We start from the raw sequence: 18,850 nt of genomic DNA, 5'->3' as shown, positions 1-18,850 counted from the left end.
TTGTAAAATGTGCATTTATTTTGGTCTGACTGATTTTTTGATTGTCTTTCAGCGAGTTAAGTAATCTTTTGACTGAATGAGTATTTATTTTTATGATGTATTTTTTATTCTGTTTAAAGAAAAACTATGCTTATCGATTCTTCAGAGCTGATTCATGCTGTAGAACTTTATTTACGCCATTGGTTTTCATTCCCGAAAGATAAGGTATTTGCCCAAGTAACAACGGTTATGCATAAAAAGCCGCATATTAGGACCATGGAACTCTATCATTTCACTCCTAACAGTTCCCTTATTTTCCTAACGGATACTCGTTCACCAAAATGGTCTCATTTAAATCGTTGTCCCAATGTAGGAATTTGCTTAGTGAATCCGGAGCATGGTCAAATAATTGTAGAAGGAAGAGCAATACTGCATACAAGTCTGAGTAATTTGCCTTTGACCAGTTTATATTGGCACAATTATTTGGATGAATATTGGCGAAATTATTATTTAACAAACTCTGACACATCACATGGAATTTCATTATCTTTTGGTGTCATACAAACCATACCCACTTTGTGGCAAATTCTCGAAATCAATAAAAATGCTTTCTTAAAAAGTTCAAGAGTGGAATATAAATTTAAAAGGGGTATGTGGAGCAGCAATCCATTACCCCTTTTTTAAGTGAAGTAGATACTGAATTTTATTTTTTTACGCGTGTAGCCTGAAAAACAAAATAGGAATGTAATTGTGAAAAAAGGATTTTTTTATTCTCTAATTCTTCTCTTCTATAGCGTAGTACCTTTTCCACAAAAGACTTTTGCAGCCTGTTCTCTCATTGATTCGTCGGGTCAACCTGTTAAGGGATCCCATGACGCTTTAGGGTTATTGCTTTTATCTGAAAACGCATGCCCAAAAAATGTTTTTGAATTACGTCAGCTTTTCAAAAATTCAGGCCTGCAATTGAAAACTACATTGGTTGCAAACCGAGGGTTTCATAATCCTGGTGAAGGTAGTTTTAGCTTATTCGAGATGGTTTTTGGAGAATTTAAGACATCGGATAATCATCTGCTCATTAACGCGGGTGATTTCTTCTTTGGACATTTTACGGCAATTAGTTCAGAAGATGAGTTGATCGCTGATCAGAGCCCAGAAAAAAATTCACTCATGATCGAAGCATTTGCTTGGGATCCCAAGAAAGAAGTATTTAATTTCTATGAGCTACGTGGCGATGGCACTCAAGGTCAATGGTTTTACCGAGGAGATTCATTTGATATTTTTGCTGACAATGAATGGCTCCATCGCCAACCCGACCCACAGCATCTTCAGTTTGGGAGTCGACTCCGTTGTTCTGGCTGTCATAGTGCTGGAGGCCCTATTATGAAAGAGTTGGATAAACCTCATAATGATTGGTGGGAACCAGTTAGAGGGTTGGATTTTGGCGGAAGAAGGACTGATGCCTCGTTACACGATATTTTAGAAACCCTGGTTTCTTCAGAAGAATTAGCTAAAAATGTCTTAATTGGTCTTAAAAAATTGAACCAAAGCAAAACCTTATATCGAAAACGATCGGGTTCGTTACAAGAACAGCTTAGACCTTTATTTTGTCCTGTTGAATTAAATTTGATGTCGGATATTTTTCCTAATGACGTACTGCGCTCTGAAATAAGCATTCCTGCTGAATTTTTCCTTGATCCAAAATTTTTGCAGGCCGAAGACAATCAGGCAATTAGGATTTCGCGGACTTTTTATCATATCGCATTAAATACAGTAGGTAGTCATTTTCCTGAAACTGATTTAACTGATGCAGATCATGCTTGGCTTACACCTGTTAAGGCGAAATCAGATCAATTGGCTGTAGATAATTTGATACAATACGGAATAATTGATCAGAAGTTTGTATTGGATGTTTTAGATGTAGATAGAGCCAATCCAGTATTTTCATCAGCACGTTGTGGTCTTTTACGTTTGCTTCCTAATACAACTACATCCAATTGGCGAGAAATTTTTATGAAAAATCTCGGCCAGTCTCAGGATTGGGCTGCTAAAAAATTACTTAAAAATCTTACCTCACCGCAAAAAAATGTCGAATTCTATAGGCGAAAAGCCCAAAAGTTTCTTCTGCAATGCCAGTCGAAACTGCAAGACAGCGAACATGTTGTGAGGATGTATCATTTATTGATGCAAAGACGTGCTGAGGTTCGGGCATCTGAAATTTCATTGAATCCTCTAGGGCAAATTTTGGAGCCTGGATTTCGGGTTATTTTCCCTGAAAATAAAATCATCCCAAGGCCAGAAGCATTAAAGCTTACCTCTACGTGTGAGGTAGTTGAAGAAACTCAACACCCCCCCTTTCTCTCGGATTTGTTGCTTTTTTAGTGAAACGTTTTAAACACGACGTTTGAGATTTGATCTATATTGTTAATACATCCTAATATAAGTAACAATAAAATAGTACTTTTAAACCTGTAAAGAAATCGATAGGGAATTTTGAGATAATTAAAGTAACGCATGAGGGAATTTTGCATGGAAAAAGCAAAGGAGCATTATAAAAATCAAATTATTATGATTGGGTTTGGCTGTATTGGCCGCGCATTATTGCCCTTACTCATTGATAAATTGAATGTTAAACCCTCGCACATTACAGTGATTACCAATGGTGAAGAATCAATTGGCATAGCTCAAAAATTTGGGATAAATTTTCAAGTAAAAACAATTACACGCACGAATTATATCGAAATTATAGGAGACCGATTGCAACCCGGGGATTTTGTAATTGATGTTTCAATTACTCTTTCTAGTTACTGCATGTTAACACTTTGTGAACAAAAAGGAGCTTTATACATTAACGCTTCTACGGAGCGATGGGGTGACGAATTTATTTTAGAAAATATACCGCCTGAGTCTCGAACTAATTATTTGTTACGGGAAGAAGTACTGAAATTAAAAGGAAAAACCAGTAAGACAGCAATTATAACTCATGGCGCCAATCCGGGTTTAGTGTCACATTTTGTAAAGCAAGCGTTATTAAATATAGCTCGAGATAATCAGCTTAAGATTCCGATACCCAAAACACGTTTTGAGTGGGCCAAACTTGCATATACACTGGGTATTAAGGTAATTCATATCGCTGAACGTGATACTCAAACTGCTTTACCTTTTAAGGGTGTCGGCGAGTTTGTTAATACATGGTCGATTAAAGGATTTATTGAGGAGATAAGACAACCTGTTGAGATTGGTTGGGGAAGCCACGAACGTCACCTCCCGGAAGGAGCGAAATCCCATACTGTTGGACCTAACTGTTCTATTTACCTTGAGCGTCCCAGTGCGAGTATTAAAATCCGCTCATGGACACCAAGCTTCGGTACCTACCATGGTTTTTTAATCACTCATCCTGAAACCACTTCGATTACGCATTTTTTAACTTTGAAAGAGGGAGCCGAGCTACACTATCGCCCTACGGTTCTTTATTCCTATTGTCCGTGTCCAGATGCGATTCTTTCTCTTTATGAGCTCTATGGAAACGAATGGATTCCTCAACAAAAGAGTCGTTTAATTGTCGATGAAGTAAAGCAAGGTGTGGATGAGTTGGGGGTCTTATTAATGGGGAATCCCAAAGGGGCATATTGGTTCGGCTCAACTTTATCCATTGAACAAGCACGTGCATTGGCTCCGCATAATAATGCAACAAGCTTACAAGTTGTGGCAGGGTTATTTGCTGGAATTGTTTGGGCAATTGAACATCCCAATCAAGGAATTCTTGAGCCTGAAGAGCTGAATCATGAGGAGATTTTGAAGATTGCTTTACCTTATCTCGGTAAGGTAGATGGATATTATACAGATTGGACACCATTACAAAACAGAGGAAGGTTGTATTCAGAAAACTTGGATGCTGACGATCCTTGGCAATTCATCAATACCAGGGTTTGACTCATTGAAATAAAATCGGATTAATCTCTTTGTTTTTTAGTGTAAAAAATTTATCTCTTATCTTGTTTTCTCTACTGGATTAACACCCAATTTAATTGTAATCTTCATAATTGCCTCAAGCGAAGTTTCTCTTGAGCAATTAGGGTGTTATAACTTTGATTGTAATAGGTCCTAATGTCTATGTCCTGCGGCTTGTCCCCAGATCCAGCTCTCAGGCGGCTATTCATGGACGCCGCGGACTCCTCCGCGAACAAGACGTGGGGTAGGCACGTAAGGTGCCCTTATTACTTTTGATTTTAATTTAGGGAGGAGTATGGTTATATACGAAGTAAATTTAGCCATTGATGAAGCGGTTTATCCTCAATTTCAATTATGGTTAAAAAAGCATGTCAAAGAAATGCTCCAGCTTCCTGGATTTATGCAAGCATCTATTTTAAAACCTGAAAATGAGAGAACAGCGGACCAGGAGAAATTAACCGTACAATATCAATTGGAAAATAGGGAATCTTTAAACGTATATTTCGCTGAGTTTTCCCCTAAGATGCGTGAGGAGGGACTTAATCTCTTTAAAGATAAATTTTCTGCTCAAAGAAGAGTGTTCGAGGTGCATGACACTATTGTTAAATAAATAGGGATATAACAATTTATATTGGAGTTCAGGAGTTTTCATCAATTGGATTTTTAAATCAAGAATTCTTTAAGGGCTAAGGATACTACCAATATCGTGTAGATTAAATTATTAAAAAATTTGCATCGGGTATATGTTTTCATATAGCCTGTGGCTTGTGCAGAAATCATTGCACTTTGTCCTTTGGAATTGATATAGGATATAGAATGAGACAAATAATTAAATTTGGATTTATATTGGGTTTGATGGCAAGTAGCAGCGCTTTTAGTGCGGATCCTGTTGAAGGACTTTATTTGAACTTACTGGGGCAGGTGAGCCATGCCTCAAGTCCTGATATTAATTTTACAATTAACAACCTCGCATCCCTAGGATCAATCCAGCTAGGACCTGCTGGCGGCGGGATGGGAGCTGCTCTTGGCTATAAAATTAAAAATTTCCGTACAGAAGCGGAGCTTCTTTTTAATATAAATAATTACGGTTCGCTCAAATCGGGTTCTTGTACGCTTATTAGTCCTCAGGTATTAGGTCCTGAAGGAGTATGCCCTGCTGCTTTTGAGGCTACAGGTCTAGGATTTAATGGAAACGTCATAGGTCTTTATGGATTGGTCAATGTGTATTATGATTTTCAATTCACTAATGATGTCGGTGACAATTCAAATTTTGTCCCTTATTTAGGGGCAGGCTTTGGTGGAGCGCTTATTCGACATCATGCTGCCTTCATAACTAATGAGCAATGTGTTACCTTAGGTACCTGTGCGCCGATCATCAACGAAAGTTTCGATACGTCTAACACAGGATTTGCCGCCCAAGGGATTATAGGGTTTTACTATTACCTTGATGATTTTACTACCCTGGGCCTAGATTTTCGTTACGTTTCTACGCTTAGTTTTAGTAAAAATAATAATCCTACGAACGAAGTCGATGATACTTTTGGCATAAGTACAATCAACATTACAGCTAACTTTGCTCTTACAAAGGCAGACTAATAACTCTTTTACTGTTTTAAATAGTATGCCATGCTTTTTTTAAATCATGGCATATTAGTCCAAAGGTCTTTACTCCAGAAAGTACAATAGAATGTTGTTTTCTATTTTATATAGGATTTGACTCAAGCGTATTCAGTTTCCCTGCTGTATTAACACTCCTTTCTTTTTTAATTAAGATCATTAACTTACGCTTATTTCATCAAGGAATAATAAAAACTATTTGATCATGAACTAAATGAAAGTTTCTAAGGAATTAAATTATATGCCTCTTCAATTATATTAAATCCCAGGAGGATATTTCAAAATTTAAGTTTAATGTTTCAAAATTAGATATTTTGCTTCTATAGTTTTATGTATGTGGCTTTAAATTAAATACAAATTAGGAAAAAATCATGACATTAAAATATGATGTGATCGTTTTAGGGGGAGGTAAAGGGGGAAAAACTCTGGCTGTCGATTTAGCGAAAACAGGTCAGCGAGTTGCTCTAATAGAAGACAACCAAATTGGTGGTACTTGCATTAATGTGGCATGCATACCAACAAAAGCACTTGTACAATCAGCTAAGATAGCCCACTACTGCCGCTCAGCAACAAAGTATGGTTTAGATGCTACTCTTGCCCCCGTAGATTTTAAAGCGGTTCGTGCTCGTAAAGACGCGATAGTACAGGCGATGCGTGAAGCAAATTTAAAACAATTTCTAGATTCAGGAATGGATCTCATGCTAGGTCGTGGACATTTTGTAGGACCAAAGACGATTAAAGTGAGTTTATCTTCACCACGAGATGGGCAAGATGTATTAGAAATTACTGCGGATAAAATTTTTATTAATACCGGGGCCTTACCTTTTATACCCCCGATTCCGGGGCTCGACAAAGTAAAATATTATACTAATGACAGTTTAATGAATGTTGATAGAGTTCCTAAACATTTGCTTGTAATTGGGGGCGGTTATATAGGTTTAGAGTTTGCTCAGTTATTTCGTCGCTTGGGGGCGGAGGTCACGGTAATTGAGGCGGATAGCAAGTTTATTGGCCGTGAAGATAGAGATATTGCTGATCAGGTTTTTGATACGCTAACCAAAGAAGGGATTCATTTCGCTCTTAATACTAAAATCAATAGTATTCAAGAAACACAAGGCGAAGTAACTATCAATACAAATCAAAATGGAAAATCCGAGCTTATTCGTGGAAGCGACATTCTTATTGCTGTTGGTCGTATGGCAAATACAAGCGGATTGAATTTAGATAAAACAGGAGTTGAGCTTGATGAACGTGGTTTTATCAAGGTTAATGAACATCTGGAAACCACAGCACAAGGTATTTGGGCTTTGGGAGATGTAAAGGGCGGGGCACAATTTACCCATTTATCTTTAGATGATTATCGTTTAGTCAAGCATAATCTAAAAAATCCACAGAACAAACACTCAGTACAAGGGCGGCTTATTCCCTATACAGTATTTCTCGATCCAGAACTAGCCCGTATTGGAATGACAGAATCACAAGCTTTTGCACAAGGTTATTCGCTAAAAATAGCAAAAATTCCTGCTGCAGTTGTTCCTAGAGCAAAAACACAAGGTGAAACAACAGGCGTTCTGAAAGCCGTTATTGATGCAAAAACAGATCGTATTTTAGGTGTTTCCATTTTTTGTGCCGAGGCGGGTGAAATCCTTGGCGTAATCCAATTGGCTATGGAATTGGATATGCCCTATCAGAAATTACGTGATGTTATGTTTGCCCATCCTACCTTAGTTGAAAGTATTAATCTGTGGTTTGCTGCAGTGACAGAAAGGGGCAATTCTTAAGCAACTTAATTGTGCATAAATGGCGCACAATGTGCTTATTCATGTCTTTTGATTGACTCCTTAAATGGCTTTATGAAAGCCAATTTTTGTTCTTATTTAATAAAAGTTGATTAAACTTTTATTAAATCGATTTAAGTTTGCATAAAAAACACTAAAAAGTGTTGATTTCAATTTCATCTTATGTAAACCTTGCGCAACTATGATTAGGAAATTAATTTGTATAATAATTGGTATTAGTTGTCTTGCATTCGGTATGATCGGATTGGCACTTTATAAGAAAGCCCAGGTTCATACGAAACCACTACATACTAAAAAAGAAGTTGTTAACACCAAAAAAGAAGTTGTTAACACGCAAAAAGAAATTATTAATAACACCAAAAAAGTTATTAAAACCGAAAGTGTAAGAAACGTTACGACAGACAATAATACCTCGCATAAGAGTGCCGAAAAAATAGCTAATATGGCACCTAAGAGTGCTCATAAAGTTGTGGCCGTAAGAAAAAGCCCTCGGCCCAAGCACACCCCAAGAAAGGTTATTATGAAAAGCAGAAATATTGCTTTAACAAAAGTATCTTTTGATGAATTGCCAGGTTGGGATACTGCAGATGTTAAAAAATCTTTATCAGCATTTCAGAAGTCGTGTGAGACGTTTTTGAAACAGTCCCCTTCTCATATGATCAGGACACAACACATCAAATTAAAAGCTCGTGATTGGCATCCAGCGTGCAAGGCGGCATTAGCTCTAGACTCAGCCTCTGAAGATTCAGCAAAAGCTTTTTTCGAGAAGTGGTTTCGTCCTATTGAGTTTGCACAAAAAAAGCCTGTTCATGGTTTATTTACGGGTTATTACATGCCAAAAATAAAAGGAAATTTAACAAAAAGCCCTAAATACAATACGCCAATTTACGGATTACCAAAGGGAAAATATTCAACTTCCTATACTCGTGAACAAATTGATAATGGAGCCCTTAAGAAAAAAGCGCCGGTAATTGCCTGGATTCATAGTCCTGCAGAACGCCTTTTTTTAGAGATAGAAGGCTCTGGTGTGATTCAACTACCTAATGGTGAAAATATATACCTAGGCTATGCAGGTGAGAATGGTGCTCCCTACACGTCAATTGCCAAGGTAATGATTAATAAAGGGATCATGACGCGGCATAATGCATCTAAAGCAGCGATTGTACGCTATTTAGAGAATCATCCTGAAAAAGCAAAAACAATTATTGAGAAAAATAAGTCCTTTGTCTTTTTTGAGGATTTAGGAGAGCCCATGGCGCTTGGAGCTCAAGGTATGGCACTTACACCTGGCTATTCTTTAGCCGTAGACAAGAAGTGGATCCCACTTGGTGCTCCGCTTTGGTTAGATACGAAACGGCCCGACAAAAATCAAACAGATGAGAAACAATTTCAGCGTCTTATGATTGCACAAGATACAGGCGGCGCGATTCGTGGTTTTATGCGAGGTGATATTTATTGGGGTTCAGGAAAACTTGCAACATTTCTAGGTGAACATATGAAAAATGAAGGCCATTATTGGTTATTGCTCCCTAAGAATATTTTAAATCGATTAGCCAAAAAATCACTTTAATATCTTGATTAACAATCGATATTAATTACAACATCCATGACAAATCTACATTTTGCGCTTTAAGCCTGACTGTTATCCGCGTAGGTAGGGTTCATTAACAATAAGCTCACACAGAATATTCTATTACTCTAATTCGCTGTAGAGATCCATCGTATAGGGACAATGGAAAATTAACCCAATAATCAAATAACTTATATATTCATTCTCAATACCTGGGATTTTTGGCAATACGATTGGAGTTGCAATCTCCACTAGGAAATAAAGTTATCCATTTAAAAAGGAATGAATCATTTGCTTCGTTCTATTTATAAAGGAAGATTTTTCTTATCCTCAGGAGGTGGTGGTGCAGAATTAAGAACATATACAATTAATAGAATAAAAAACGCAGCTAAGGAAAGATAGAGAATAATTTTTGCTATAGCGACCAGAGTGGGATTTGTTCCTGTAAATCGGTAAAGAGCTGAAATAATCGCTATTACCAAACACACAAAAGCTCCTGTTAACATTATCTTTCCTTGCGTTGCGTTGAGTATTCTCCATCATATAGTAGTACAAACTTGCTGACCGTGCTGTACCTTCCATGAAGCCAGGTTAGTTTAGTTTATTTCCATGGTATAAAAGGTCTTTTGGATCTTTGAAAAATAGAATGGTTTTGCTGCTTCAATTGTACAGAAATTAATGGTTTATTCTTTTATCTGATATTTAATGAGTAGCCTCATTATGCAAATGAGGCTACTCAATGTGGCAGGCACTATTGTGAATTGGAATGGGTCTATATATTCGCCTAAATTTCCAAGGCCTTCATCACTTTGTTGACATCTTCCTCAATAATTTTATTGATTTCCGAAAGCTGATCTGAATACCCAACAGATTCAATAACTAAGGTAGCAACTTCTTCATAAAAAGTATCGCGTTCACTATGTTGTTTTTCCAGGAAGGTCATCATATCATCTACGGGAAGCGCTGGGACCCGCCCATTCTTCATCCGACCAAGTTGGGTTGGAATAGAGACCTTCAAGTAAACAACAAATTCAGAGGATAACAATTTTCGGCATTGTTCGCTTGACACAACACATTCTTCTAATAAAACAACAACATTTTCTTTTTCGGCACAATGGGAAATGATGTCGGCTTGACATCGATTAAACGCTGCTTCACCTTGCTCGCCCAGAATATCTCGTGTCTGCCGCCCGATATAGCGTTCAATACTTGGATTTGCATCGACGATTTGCCATCCTAATTTTTTAGCCAAAGCTTCGGTAAATATAAATTTTCCTGCACCCATATGACCGACGATGAAGATACGTTTTGTCATTTTTTAATATCCCCTTTTAGTTTCAGAAATGAATTATAGCATGTTGGCTTGGTCAAGGCTTAGGATTTGAATTACAGGCTTCCCCTATAATTACTAATGTTTTTTGATATTCCCTCTAGAACAACGCACCTGTTTCAATTAGCAGCCGCCCTTGTGAGTGGTTTATACCCTCCTGGCCAAAGGCCGAACCGGCAGTAATATTATATGCCTCTACAAGGGATGCTTCGCCGCGCACAAAAAAGATGCCTCGCTGGTAGGTTGGTGTCAGCGTTAGGGACCAGGCATTGCTCCCAGGGCCATAGGTCACATTGGTCCCACCCATTGTATCAATATATTCGAGGCGACCAGTGATGCTCCACCAGGTATTGAAAGCAAATTTTGTCGCTAAGGCAACGCCATAAGTCGATGCCGAGTCCAGGAGTCCGATACTTTGATCTTTAGGAACATGAGTAAATTGTACTGTAGGACTTATCGTCAATCGGCCAGATGTATAGGAATAAATCAAATCATAAATCTGACTGTTATTCTGCGCCAACGGAGTTACTACACTGGATTTGTTGTCATGTTTGATGTTGCCGGAGGCAACTAGGCTTAGGCTACTTTTTGAATTAATAGCATAAGTCACCAACCCTGAAAGCCAGTTAAGGCGCTCAGAATAAAATCCATCAGTTAAAGCAATTGAAGCTCTTAAAGTCCCTTGGTTGTAATTCATTTGCACACCGCGATTGACAGCATTTGTCTGATTCCATAGCAATCCATGCTCAATATTAAAATTTTGGAAGGTAAAGGTATTTTCACCGCCGATGAGTGTGAATAACTTGCCCGCCATTATCGAAAAATTATCACTAGGAACTAATTTGATAAAAGCCACTGGAATAGGGCCGAAAAAATCACGAGTCGTATCGTCCATGTGCAAATAAGACGTGCCAAGAGAAGGTAAAGAATAGCCACCAGCCTGAACATAAAATTGCAACAAACCTTTGGTATTTTGAATAAATACCTGGCCATTATCTAAATCGAGCAGTGAGTTGGAATCCCCCTCCACAGAGTTACTTTGCCATAAGCCAAGGCCGCTCATAATGCCGGTGATATAAATCGTTCCGAATGGGCTAGTTTCGATGCCAAATGGATTGGAATTTGTAACAAGTGGACCTGTCATCGCAGGGTAAGGTAAAGAAATCGAAGTCGTTTCTGCTTCTGTAGTCTCGGACCAGGTTGGCGTTATTAGAGCGCTGAAAGCGATATAAAGTAAAATTTGAGCAATAGATTTTTTCATCCTTGTTCGATACCTTCGTCTCTACAGCAAAATTTATTTTTTCAGTACGTGACATCGCGCTTCCTAGGAGCGGCAGGTTTTAATTAATAAAATCATATTTTCTTCCCTTTGATGCAGAGGCAGCAGCCGTATCAAACAGCATAAAGGGAATTTCTTCATAAATCTTGCAATATAATATACGGGATTATTTGATGGTCGGAGTGACAAGAATCGAACTTGCGACCCCTGCCTCCCGAAGGCAGTGCTCTACCAGGCTGAGCTACACTCCGTATGTGTACCTAATTGATGTAACCTTACAAAGAACCTGTAGAATGAAATTTCAGAGCGTCCTGTACTCTATCAAGGTTACTTAAAGCTAAAAAATTAATAACTTCTTTGCAAAGCGAATTGAGCCAAATTGATAAGCGCTTCTTTATATTTTGAATCGGGTAATATTGTCAAAGAGGACAAAGCTCTGTCGATTTCTTGTGCGGCTATTTTCTTGGTATATTCTATTGCTTTTGTTTCTTCTAGAGCTACAAGAATCTCAGGTAAAAAATCCAAACTGCCTTTTTTAAGGCTTTCCATAATTTGTTGCTTTTGTAGTTCAGTGCCGTGTTGCAATGCATAAATTAAAGGTAATGTAGCTTTTCCATCAGCTAAGTCATCTCCTATGTTTTTACCAATAGTTTTGGCATCGGAGCAATAATCCAAGGCATCGTCTATGAGTTGGAAGGCATTACCTAGGTGCAGGCCATAGGAATAGAGACTGTCTTGCATTTCCTTGGAGGAGTTGCAAATCATTGGACCTATACACGCAGCAGCTGCAAATAAAAGAGCTGTTTTTGCACGAATTACATCAAAGTACTCATCAAAGGTTAATGCAGGGTTATGGCGGTTCGATAGTTGTTTGACTTCCCCACAGCTGATCTCAAGTGCTGTTTTGGCGAAAAGCTTAAGTACCTCTGAATTACCGGAATCAACAATTAACTCGATTGATTGGGTAAAGAGATAATCACCAACTAGAATACTTGCTTTGCTACCCCAAATGTCATTTGCTGTTTGACGTCCTCTTCTTAAAGTAGATTCATCAATGACGTCATCGTGAAGTAATGTAGCTGTATGAAAAAATTCCACCATGGTAGCCAGAGTAATATGCTCATTACCTTGATAACCGCAAGCATTACTTGCTAAAAGAACCAACAATGGTCGTAGTCTTTTGCCGCCACTTTCTATTATATGGTGAGACATGTCATCAATTAAGCCAATTTGCGATTCAATTTTATTAACAATTAAAGTATTAACTGCATTAAAATCGTCACTAACTAGCGCGCGTATACTGTCAATCGCCATTGTTTTTCCTCTACGATTCAATCAACAAATGCTAAGGTTGGGCATGCCAATTGTCAAGTAAAAGTAGGCTTAACTTTAGGGTCTATTGACAATTCTACTCCCATGGTCAAAATGATGAGATTTTATGTGCTGCGATGCTCACATACTTCGTATATGCTGCATTTTGGTGCTCTGAAATCTCATTATTTTGTCTTCATCGAGCAGCCCCTAGCTTATACATTAAATCGAAAATGCATTACATCTCCGTCGCAAACGACATAATCTTTACCTTCCAGGCGCAATTTTCCGGCTTCTTTAGCTCCTTGCTCGCCTTTATAAGTGATAAATGCATCATAGGCTATGACTTCCGCGCGGATGAATCCTTTTTCAAAATCTGTGTGAATGACACCTGCAGCTTGCGGCGCAGTAGCTCCTTTAGGAATGGTCCAGGCTCTTACTTCTTTTACTCCAGCAGTAAAATAAGTTTGCAACCCCAACAATTCATAACCTGCACGAATCACCCGATGCAATCCGGGTTCACTTAGCCCTAAATCTTCCATGAATTCTTGACGATCCGCTTCATCCAGTTCAACTAACTCCGCTTCAGTTGCCGCGCATAGAGCAACGATACTGGCTTTTTCTTGGATGGCTAAGTGACGCACTTGATCAAGCAATGGATTGTTTTCATAACCATTGTCATCGACATTCGCAATATAAAGCACGGGTTTGGCAGTGAGTAAAAAAAGACGGCGTACAATGGGTTCTTCTTCAGCACTTAATTCAAGCGTGCGAACAGGATGGCCTGCATCAAGATGCGCCTTGATCTTTTCCAGGGTCTTCATTTCAAAAAGTGCTTCTTTATTACCGCTACGCGTGTTTTTTCCTGCTTTCAGTATGGCTTTTTCAAGCGTTTCCATATCTGCTAAAGCAAGCTCTGTATTAATTACTTCAATGTCACTTAGCGGTTTGACATGGCCTTCCACGTGAACCACATCAGTATTTTCAAAGCAACGTACCACATGAGCAATGGCATCGGTTTCACGAATATTGGCCAAAAATTGATTACCCAAACCTTCACCTTTGGATGCCCCTTTAACAATACCCGCAATATCAACAAATTGCATGGTAGCTGGGAGCACTTGTTGGGGTTTTACTATCTCACTCAAAGCATCGAGACGAGGATCTGGAACAGTAACTATCCCTACATTGGGTTCAATGGTGCAAAAAGGATAGTTTGCTGCTTCAATACCTGCTTTGGTGAGTGCATTGAATAGAGTTGATTTACCAACATTGGGCAAGCCCACAATGCCGCATTTAAATCCCATGTCTAGTACCTCTAAATTGTTAAAACTAAACTAACTGTTACCCGCATCAACTGCGTGCAAATCCAACGAGAATTTTTTCATTGGGGGTAAGCAGTCCCTAAACGTTCAATTGGTTCATTGCCCTAGCTAAATCGCCTGAGAAGACTAAAGGCATTGCTGCTATGCCTCTATCAATTGCATCATAAATGAGTTGCCGGTCTTGTGCCGAGGGTCTTCCGAGCACAAATTGATGAACTAAATCTCTATGCCCAGGATGACCAATTCCAATTCGTAAACGGTGAAATTCTGTGCTACCTAATTGGGCTATTATATCTCTTAATCCATTATGACCGCCATGACCGCCACCTGTTTTAAGTTTAATGCGTCCTGGGGGTAAATCCAATTCATCATGTACAACCAGTATTTCTTGAGGTTGAATTCGATAAAATTGACTGATAAGCCGGGTAGGTTGGCCACTATGATTCATAAAAGATGTGGGCAAAACTAATTTAGCTGCATAATGATTTAACTCCAACTCCGCCAATTCGGCTTGCATTTTTTTTTCTAGTTTAAAAAAGACACTGTGTCGCTGAGCTAGAGCAGCGATTAACCATCCACCGGCATTATGGCGAGTGTGTTCGTATGCTGATCCTGGGTTGCGCAAACCAATAATAAGTTTTATTGCCATGGCATCGCTCTTTTAGATAGGGGATATAATTTTGGAGCATTTTGTAGTCCTTGGGAAGCGAAGAGGAACCCGGGTTAAGTTTGCACTCAATTCCCGAGGCTTCGTTTTCCCAGGCTACGTTTTACATTTTTTCAATCAAATTTGAATGATTACTCTTCATTTTTCTCAGAGTCAACAGTTGGTACAGCTGATGCTGGAACTTCTGCTGCTTCTGTTGCTTCTTCTTCTGTTGCACTTACTCTAGCCATGTGGATGCTTACAACAGGAGCATCATGACTTCCATCGGTAACATCAACAGTAAGTTTTACCCCTTTAGGTAATTTTAAGTGAGACAAATGAATAATATCGTCCATTTTAACGTCTGACATATCTACTGCGATAAACTCAGGTAAATCTTTTGCTTGGCAGCGGATTTCTACTTGAGTCATGGTGTGGTTAATAATACCGCCCGCTTTAATACCAGGGGCTTTATCTTCATTGATAAAATGAATCGGCACTAATTTAACCAGAACATCAGTTTTAGAAACGCGTTGTAAATCCATATGCATTACAACTGGTTTATAAGGGTGACGTTGTAATGCCTTCAAAATAACATGTTCAACTTTGCCATCAATTGTAATATCAAAAACACTGGAATAGATACTTTCAGTTTCCAAGGCTTTAATTACTTTATTATGTTGAAAATGAATTGACATTGGCTTTTTATCGCCGCCATAAATTACAGCAGGTACTTTATTTTCAAGACGACGTAGGCGGCGGCTCGCACCTTTCCCCATATCCGTTCTTGCTTGTGCTTCTAAAAGGACATTTGACATTATATACTCCAAAAATTTATATAAAATTCCTTAAGGGCTTGTTTACTATTACACCATCTTGATCACAAGGCTTTGCAGCCAATCTGGCAAATTGGAAACAGACCCTAAGTTTAATCCGCGACCAGATTAAACACCGGATGATGAGTTAAAAAATCCGGAAAGGGTGGCGAAGTATACAATATTTTAAAATGAACTTGAAGTCATAGCCATAATTTCATAGAATATGCGACTTTATGAATTTGTGATAGCCAATCAGGCGAATTGGAGAAAAATTATGTATGCGGTAATCAAAACTGGCGGTAAGCAATACACCGTGAAGGAAGGTGATGTATTAAAAATTGAATTACTGCCTGAAGATGTTGGCAATGAAATACAATTTAAAGAAGTGTTAATGTTGGCGGATGGCGATAAAATTGTTTGCGGCTCCCCATTAGTTGCCAAGGCAATAGTGAAAGCCGAAGTGCTTGATCATGGCCGTCACAAAAAAGTTAAAATTATCAAGTTTCGTCGTCGTAAGCACCACATGAAACAAATGGGGCACAGACAATATTATTCACAAGTTAAAATTACTGCGATAAGCAAGTAAGAGAGGATAGCAATGGCTCATAAGAAAGCAGGTGGTAGTACTCGTAACGGCCGCGACTCGAATCCCAAGTATCTTGGAGTGAAGCGTTTTGGCGGTCAGTTCGTTAATGCGGGTGAAATAATTGTAAGACAACGTGGTACACGTTTTCATCCAGGGCCTGGTGTAGGTTGTGGTCGCGATCATACCTTGTTTGCATTGGTTGAAGGTCTGGTACAATTTGTTGTCAAGGGTGAGAAAAATCGTAAATATGTAACAATAGTTGCAGAACAAAAAGAAGAAGCTGCAAGCTAATTGTTACTGTAGCCAGAATACCGCATAGCGGCATTGGTTATTTATGATGTATTCCAGAATTACGTTAATTCAGGCTACATTTTATACCTAAATACAATGTTATTAGCCCCGGGTAACGGGGTTTTTTTTTATTTTGAGGTTGGTCATGAAATTCGTTGATGAGGCAGTGATAAAAGTAGACGCAGGCCATGGCGGAAATGGTTGCCTAAGCTTCAGACGCGAAAAATTCATACCACGAGGTGGCCCTGATGGTGGCGATGGGGGTGATGGGGGAAGCGTTTATTTTGAAGCCAGCACCGATTTAAATACCCTTGTTGATTTTCGTTATATGCGTCATTACAAAGCTGGTAATGGGCAATCCGGTATGGGAGGAAACTGTACTGGGAAAAAAGGTGATGATTTAACAATAAAAGTACCGGTCGGTACTCTGGTTTTTGATGTGGATACGGGAGAATTGCTTGGTGATATTAAGGAACCAGGTGTCCCTGTGTTGATTGCTCAAGGCGGATTTCATGGTTTAGGAAATACGCGCTATAAAAGTAGTGTGAACCGTTCTCCAAGGCAAACTTCTCCAGGAAGCCCAGGTGAGTCACGGCATTTACGTTTGGAGTTACGCGTTTTAGCTGATGTAGGTCTGTTGGGATTGCCTAATGCAGGAAAATCTACTTTAATTCGCGCGGTCTCCAGCTCAAAAGCTAAAGTAGCTGATTATCCTTTTACAACATTACATCCGAGTTTAGGCGTGGTTAGCGTTTCTTCGCACAAGAGTTTTGTGATGGCTGACATCCCAGGTCTTATTGAAGGAGCCTCTACAGGAGCTGGACTTGGACATCGATTTCTAAAACATCTTTCACGTACGTGTGTGCTACTCCATGTAATTGATGTTGCCCCTTTAGATAATAGTGATCCGGTTGAATCAGCCAAGGTAATTATTCATGAGTTAGCAGAATACAATCCTGAACTTTTGCAAAAACCTCGGTGGTTGGTATTGAACAAAATAGATATGTTACCGGATGCCGCGAGCCGGGAAGAAAGAATAAAAGCTATAGTAGATGGTTTGAACTGGAAAGATAAAGTCTTTGCAATTTCAGCAATCAGTGGTGAAGGCACGCAACAATTGTGTTATTCACTGATGCAATTGATTGATGAGATGAAAGAGTCTGAAGCATAGCCATTCCGCAGCATATTCAACTACCGAGGCAGAACGATAGGGTATATTATGGGTTTCACGCCCTTCATGGTGATTGCTGTAGTCAATAATTAATTGTGTTGTTCCTTTTATTGGTTGTTGCTGCCAATACTCTTCTAAACCGCGTATATGAAAATACAGCGTGTTTTTATGCAAATCTGTAAAATGTAATAAATGATGAATGTTGGGGTTACTAAGCAGTAATTGCAGTAATCCTCCAGTTGCTTCATCGATAATGGTTATTGGTTCATTGATACGTGCAATTAATTCACTTAGGTTCTCAGACGCTTTTTTATTTACATCACTAATAATATGGGGCTCCAAGAGAGGCCCAACAATGGTTTTTATTTTCTCTGCAAGATTGGGAATACAACGGACCTTAAATTCAATATAGGGGGACTCCCAGCGATAACCTGTTTGGCAATCAATATCCTGGAGCGCATCTTCCAGTTTTTGGGCTATTTCACTTTCTGCCAAACCAAAAATTCGCCATTTGAGTATTTGTTTTTGGCTGTGAGTGGTTTGCTGTAATATAGGCATTACATACTGGTTAAACATCGGCAAGCACTCACGAGGTGGTCCGGGTAACAGAAAAAAATGCCTATTATTCCATGAATAATAACATCCCAAAGCACTACCTACAGGATTAGGTAAGAGCTGAGCTTTCTCGGGGAAGAGGCATTGTTGTACGTTGCCTGGATTGAGCACTGGATTTGCATCGCGTAGCCGGCTTTTAATATGTTCAAAAGCTACAGAGTGTTGTACTAATGCCTCCCCAGTAAATTGAGATAAGGCAAAACGGGTGAGATCATCAGTCGTTGGCCCAAGTCCCCCAATAATAATGATGATGTCATGCTTTTTTGTCAGAAAGCGTAAACAATTAATGATATCAACCTTTTTATCACTGCAGGACATATGCACGCCTAAAGGCAAGCCTTCGGAACTTAGTGCATGAGCGATGTCGCGGCCATTAGTATTTAGGGTATCACCATGAACTATTTCATCACCGGTTGCTAAAATGGCTACCGTCATTGTCAGTTTTCCATGCGTCAATATTCGCTGATTTTATAGCATAATTTGAAAAATCTGTAATAGTTATTGACATTTATTCTCAAATTGCCTAATAACTAAAAAAGGTGGTTTTTTTTAAGATATACTCTTG

18 protein-coding genes and 1 tRNA gene are annotated in these 18,850 nt (G+C 38.9%); 10 read left to right on the top strand and 9 right to left on the bottom strand.

Annotated features, from left to right (window positions below; all coding sequences use genetic code 11):
* Positions 1-126 precede the first annotated feature (126 nt).
* The 7 genes from FOLKNPGA_RS14150 to FOLKNPGA_RS14120 all read left to right on the top strand — a co-directional run bounded on the left by FOLKNPGA_RS14150 (position 127) and on the right by FOLKNPGA_RS14120 (position 8,913).
* Positions 127-663: a pyridoxamine 5'-phosphate oxidase family protein gene (locus FOLKNPGA_RS14150; protein WP_182350499.1), complete on the top strand. Its 537-nt coding sequence runs from the start codon at positions 127-129 to the stop codon at positions 661-663.
* A 66-nt stretch (positions 664-729) separates the two neighbouring features.
* On the top strand, positions 730-2,358 hold the full coding sequence (locus FOLKNPGA_RS14145) for a hypothetical protein (RefSeq protein WP_182350498.1): 1,629 nt from the start codon (positions 730-732) through the stop codon (positions 2,356-2,358).
* Positions 2,359-2,505: 147 nt separating this feature from the next.
* Complete coding sequence (locus FOLKNPGA_RS14140; RefSeq protein ID WP_182350497.1) at positions 2,506-3,909, top strand: saccharopine dehydrogenase C-terminal domain-containing protein; 1,404 nt, start codon at positions 2,506-2,508, stop codon at positions 3,907-3,909.
* A gap of 313 nt (positions 3,910-4,222) precedes the next feature.
* Positions 4,223-4,537: a DUF4286 family protein gene (locus FOLKNPGA_RS14135; protein WP_182350496.1), complete on the top strand. Its 315-nt coding sequence runs from the start codon at positions 4,223-4,225 to the stop codon at positions 4,535-4,537.
* 206 nt (positions 4,538-4,743) lie between these two features.
* Positions 4,744-5,523: an outer membrane protein gene (locus FOLKNPGA_RS14130; RefSeq protein ID WP_182350495.1), complete on the top strand. Its 780-nt coding sequence runs from the start codon at positions 4,744-4,746 to the stop codon at positions 5,521-5,523.
* A gap of 392 nt (positions 5,524-5,915) precedes the next feature.
* Positions 5,916-7,325 carry a mercuric reductase gene (locus FOLKNPGA_RS14125; RefSeq protein WP_182350494.1) on the top strand — a complete coding sequence of 470 codons (1,410 nt, stop codon included), beginning with the start codon at positions 5,916-5,918 and terminating at the stop codon, positions 7,323-7,325.
* Positions 7,326-7,578: 253 nt separating this feature from the next.
* A complete protein-coding gene (locus FOLKNPGA_RS14120; protein WP_182350493.1) occupies positions 7,579-8,913 on the top strand; it encodes a murein transglycosylase A in 1,335 nt (444 codons plus the stop codon).
* Positions 8,914-9,218: 305 nt separating this feature from the next.
* Here the strand turns inward: FOLKNPGA_RS14120 and FOLKNPGA_RS14115 are convergent, their stop codons facing one another.
* The 8 genes from FOLKNPGA_RS14115 to FOLKNPGA_RS14080 all read right to left on the bottom strand — a co-directional run bounded on the left by FOLKNPGA_RS14115 (position 9,219) and on the right by FOLKNPGA_RS14080 (position 15,622).
* On the bottom strand, positions 9,219-9,419 hold the full coding sequence (locus FOLKNPGA_RS14115; RefSeq protein WP_182350492.1) for a DUF1328 domain-containing protein: 201 nt from the start codon (positions 9,417-9,419) through the stop codon (positions 9,219-9,221).
* 278 nt (positions 9,420-9,697) lie between these two features.
* On the bottom strand, positions 9,698-10,228 hold the full coding sequence (locus tag FOLKNPGA_RS14110) for a shikimate kinase (protein ID WP_182350491.1): 531 nt from the start codon (positions 10,226-10,228) through the stop codon (positions 9,698-9,700).
* Between the two features lie 115 nt (positions 10,229-10,343).
* Entirely contained in the window at positions 10,344-11,504 is a 1,161-nt protein-coding gene (locus FOLKNPGA_RS14105; protein WP_182350490.1) for an outer membrane beta-barrel protein, read from the bottom strand.
* Between the two features lie 192 nt (positions 11,505-11,696).
* Positions 11,697-11,773 (bottom strand) — tRNA-Pro (locus FOLKNPGA_RS14100).
* Positions 11,774-11,867: 94 nt separating this feature from the next.
* On the bottom strand, positions 11,868-12,836 hold the full coding sequence (locus tag FOLKNPGA_RS14095; protein ID WP_182350489.1) for a polyprenyl synthetase family protein: 969 nt from the start codon (positions 12,834-12,836) through the stop codon (positions 11,868-11,870).
* A gap of 212 nt (positions 12,837-13,048) precedes the next feature.
* Positions 13,049-14,140, bottom strand: coding sequence for a redox-regulated ATPase YchF (ychF, locus tag FOLKNPGA_RS14090; protein ID WP_182350488.1), 1,092 nt, complete (start codon positions 14,138-14,140; stop codon positions 13,049-13,051).
* Between the two features lie 97 nt (positions 14,141-14,237).
* Positions 14,238-14,807 carry an aminoacyl-tRNA hydrolase gene (pth, locus tag FOLKNPGA_RS14085; protein ID WP_182350487.1) on the bottom strand — a complete coding sequence of 190 codons (570 nt, stop codon included), beginning with the start codon at positions 14,805-14,807 and terminating at the stop codon, positions 14,238-14,240.
* 149 nt (positions 14,808-14,956) lie between these two features.
* Positions 14,957-15,622 (bottom strand): 50S ribosomal protein L25/general stress protein Ctc, encoded by a 666-nt coding sequence (locus FOLKNPGA_RS14080; protein ID WP_182350486.1) that lies wholly within the window; start codon positions 15,620-15,622, stop codon positions 14,957-14,959.
* A 274-nt stretch (positions 15,623-15,896) separates the two neighbouring features.
* Here FOLKNPGA_RS14080 and rplU point away from each other — a divergent pair, with 274 nt between their 5' ends.
* The 3 genes from rplU (at position 15,897) to cgtA (ending at position 17,670) form a co-directional block, all read left to right on the top strand.
* Positions 15,897-16,208 (top strand): 50S ribosomal protein L21, encoded by a 312-nt coding sequence (rplU, locus tag FOLKNPGA_RS14075; RefSeq protein WP_058521331.1) that lies wholly within the window; start codon positions 15,897-15,899, stop codon positions 16,206-16,208.
* Positions 16,209-16,220: 12 nt separating this feature from the next.
* Positions 16,221-16,499 carry a 50S ribosomal protein L27 gene (gene rpmA / locus FOLKNPGA_RS14070; RefSeq protein ID WP_058521330.1) on the top strand — a complete coding sequence of 93 codons (279 nt, stop codon included), beginning with the start codon at positions 16,221-16,223 and terminating at the stop codon, positions 16,497-16,499.
* Positions 16,500-16,644: 145 nt separating this feature from the next.
* On the top strand, positions 16,645-17,670 hold the full coding sequence (gene cgtA / locus FOLKNPGA_RS14065; protein WP_182350485.1) for an Obg family GTPase CgtA: 1,026 nt from the start codon (positions 16,645-16,647) through the stop codon (positions 17,668-17,670).
* On the opposite strand, the gene FOLKNPGA_RS14060 is transcribed toward cgtA, so the two are convergent.
* Positions 17,626-18,720, bottom strand: coding sequence for a molybdopterin-binding protein (locus tag FOLKNPGA_RS14060; RefSeq protein ID WP_182350484.1), 1,095 nt, complete (start codon positions 18,718-18,720; stop codon positions 17,626-17,628). The genes cgtA and FOLKNPGA_RS14060 overlap by 45 nt on opposite strands.
* Positions 18,721-18,850 lie beyond the last annotated feature (130 nt).

It is taken from the genome of Legionella sp. PC1000 (assembly GCF_014109805.1).
Lineage (GTDB): Bacteria > Pseudomonadota > Gammaproteobacteria > Legionellales > Legionellaceae > Legionella > Legionella resiliens.
The sequence above is the reverse complement of the archived record's forward strand: the minus strand, read 5'-3'. Positions and strand labels throughout refer to the sequence as shown.

What these genes read in the sequence shown, in the direction of transcription:
- ychF (WP_182350488.1), bottom strand. Translation starts at nt 14,140, where the DNA reads ATGGGATTTAAATGCGGCATTGTGGGCTTGCCCAATGTTGGTAAATCA.
- FOLKNPGA_RS14130 (WP_182350495.1), top strand. Translation starts at nt 4,744, where the DNA reads ATGAGACAAATAATTAAATTTGGATTTATATTGGGTTTGATGGCAAGT.
- FOLKNPGA_RS14120 (WP_182350493.1), top strand. Translation starts at nt 7,579, where the DNA reads ATGATCGGATTGGCACTTTATAAGAAAGCCCAGGTTCATACGAAACCA.
- pth (WP_182350487.1), bottom strand. Translation starts at nt 14,807, where the DNA reads ATGGCAATAAAACTTATTATTGGTTTGCGCAACCCAGGATCAGCATAC.
- FOLKNPGA_RS14110 (WP_182350491.1), bottom strand. Translation starts at nt 10,228, where the DNA reads ATGACAAAACGTATCTTCATCGTCGGTCATATGGGTGCAGGAAAATTT.
- FOLKNPGA_RS14135 (WP_182350496.1), top strand. Translation starts at nt 4,223, where the DNA reads ATGGTTATATACGAAGTAAATTTAGCCATTGATGAAGCGGTTTATCCT.
- FOLKNPGA_RS14125 (WP_182350494.1), top strand. Translation starts at nt 5,916, where the DNA reads ATGACATTAAAATATGATGTGATCGTTTTAGGGGGAGGTAAAGGGGGA.
- FOLKNPGA_RS14080 (WP_182350486.1), bottom strand. Translation starts at nt 15,622, where the DNA reads ATGTCAAATGTCCTTTTAGAAGCACAAGCAAGAACGGATATGGGGAAA.
- FOLKNPGA_RS14140 (WP_182350497.1), top strand. Translation starts at nt 2,506, where the DNA reads ATGGAAAAAGCAAAGGAGCATTATAAAAATCAAATTATTATGATTGGG.
- FOLKNPGA_RS14060 (WP_182350484.1), bottom strand. Translation starts at nt 18,720, where the DNA reads ATGACGGTAGCCATTTTAGCAACCGGTGATGAAATAGTTCATGGTGAT.
- rplU (WP_058521331.1), top strand. Translation starts at nt 15,897, where the DNA reads ATGTATGCGGTAATCAAAACTGGCGGTAAGCAATACACCGTGAAGGAA.
- rpmA (WP_058521330.1), top strand. Translation starts at nt 16,221, where the DNA reads ATGGCTCATAAGAAAGCAGGTGGTAGTACTCGTAACGGCCGCGACTCG.
- FOLKNPGA_RS14095 (WP_182350489.1), bottom strand. Translation starts at nt 12,836, where the DNA reads ATGGCGATTGACAGTATACGCGCGCTAGTTAGTGACGATTTTAATGCA.
- FOLKNPGA_RS14115 (WP_182350492.1), bottom strand. Translation starts at nt 9,419, where the DNA reads ATGTTAACAGGAGCTTTTGTGTGTTTGGTAATAGCGATTATTTCAGCT.
- FOLKNPGA_RS14105 (WP_182350490.1), bottom strand. Translation starts at nt 11,504, where the DNA reads ATGAAAAAATCTATTGCTCAAATTTTACTTTATATCGCTTTCAGCGCT.
- cgtA (WP_182350485.1), top strand. Translation starts at nt 16,645, where the DNA reads ATGAAATTCGTTGATGAGGCAGTGATAAAAGTAGACGCAGGCCATGGC.
- FOLKNPGA_RS14150 (WP_182350499.1), top strand. Translation starts at nt 127, where the DNA reads ATGCTTATCGATTCTTCAGAGCTGATTCATGCTGTAGAACTTTATTTA.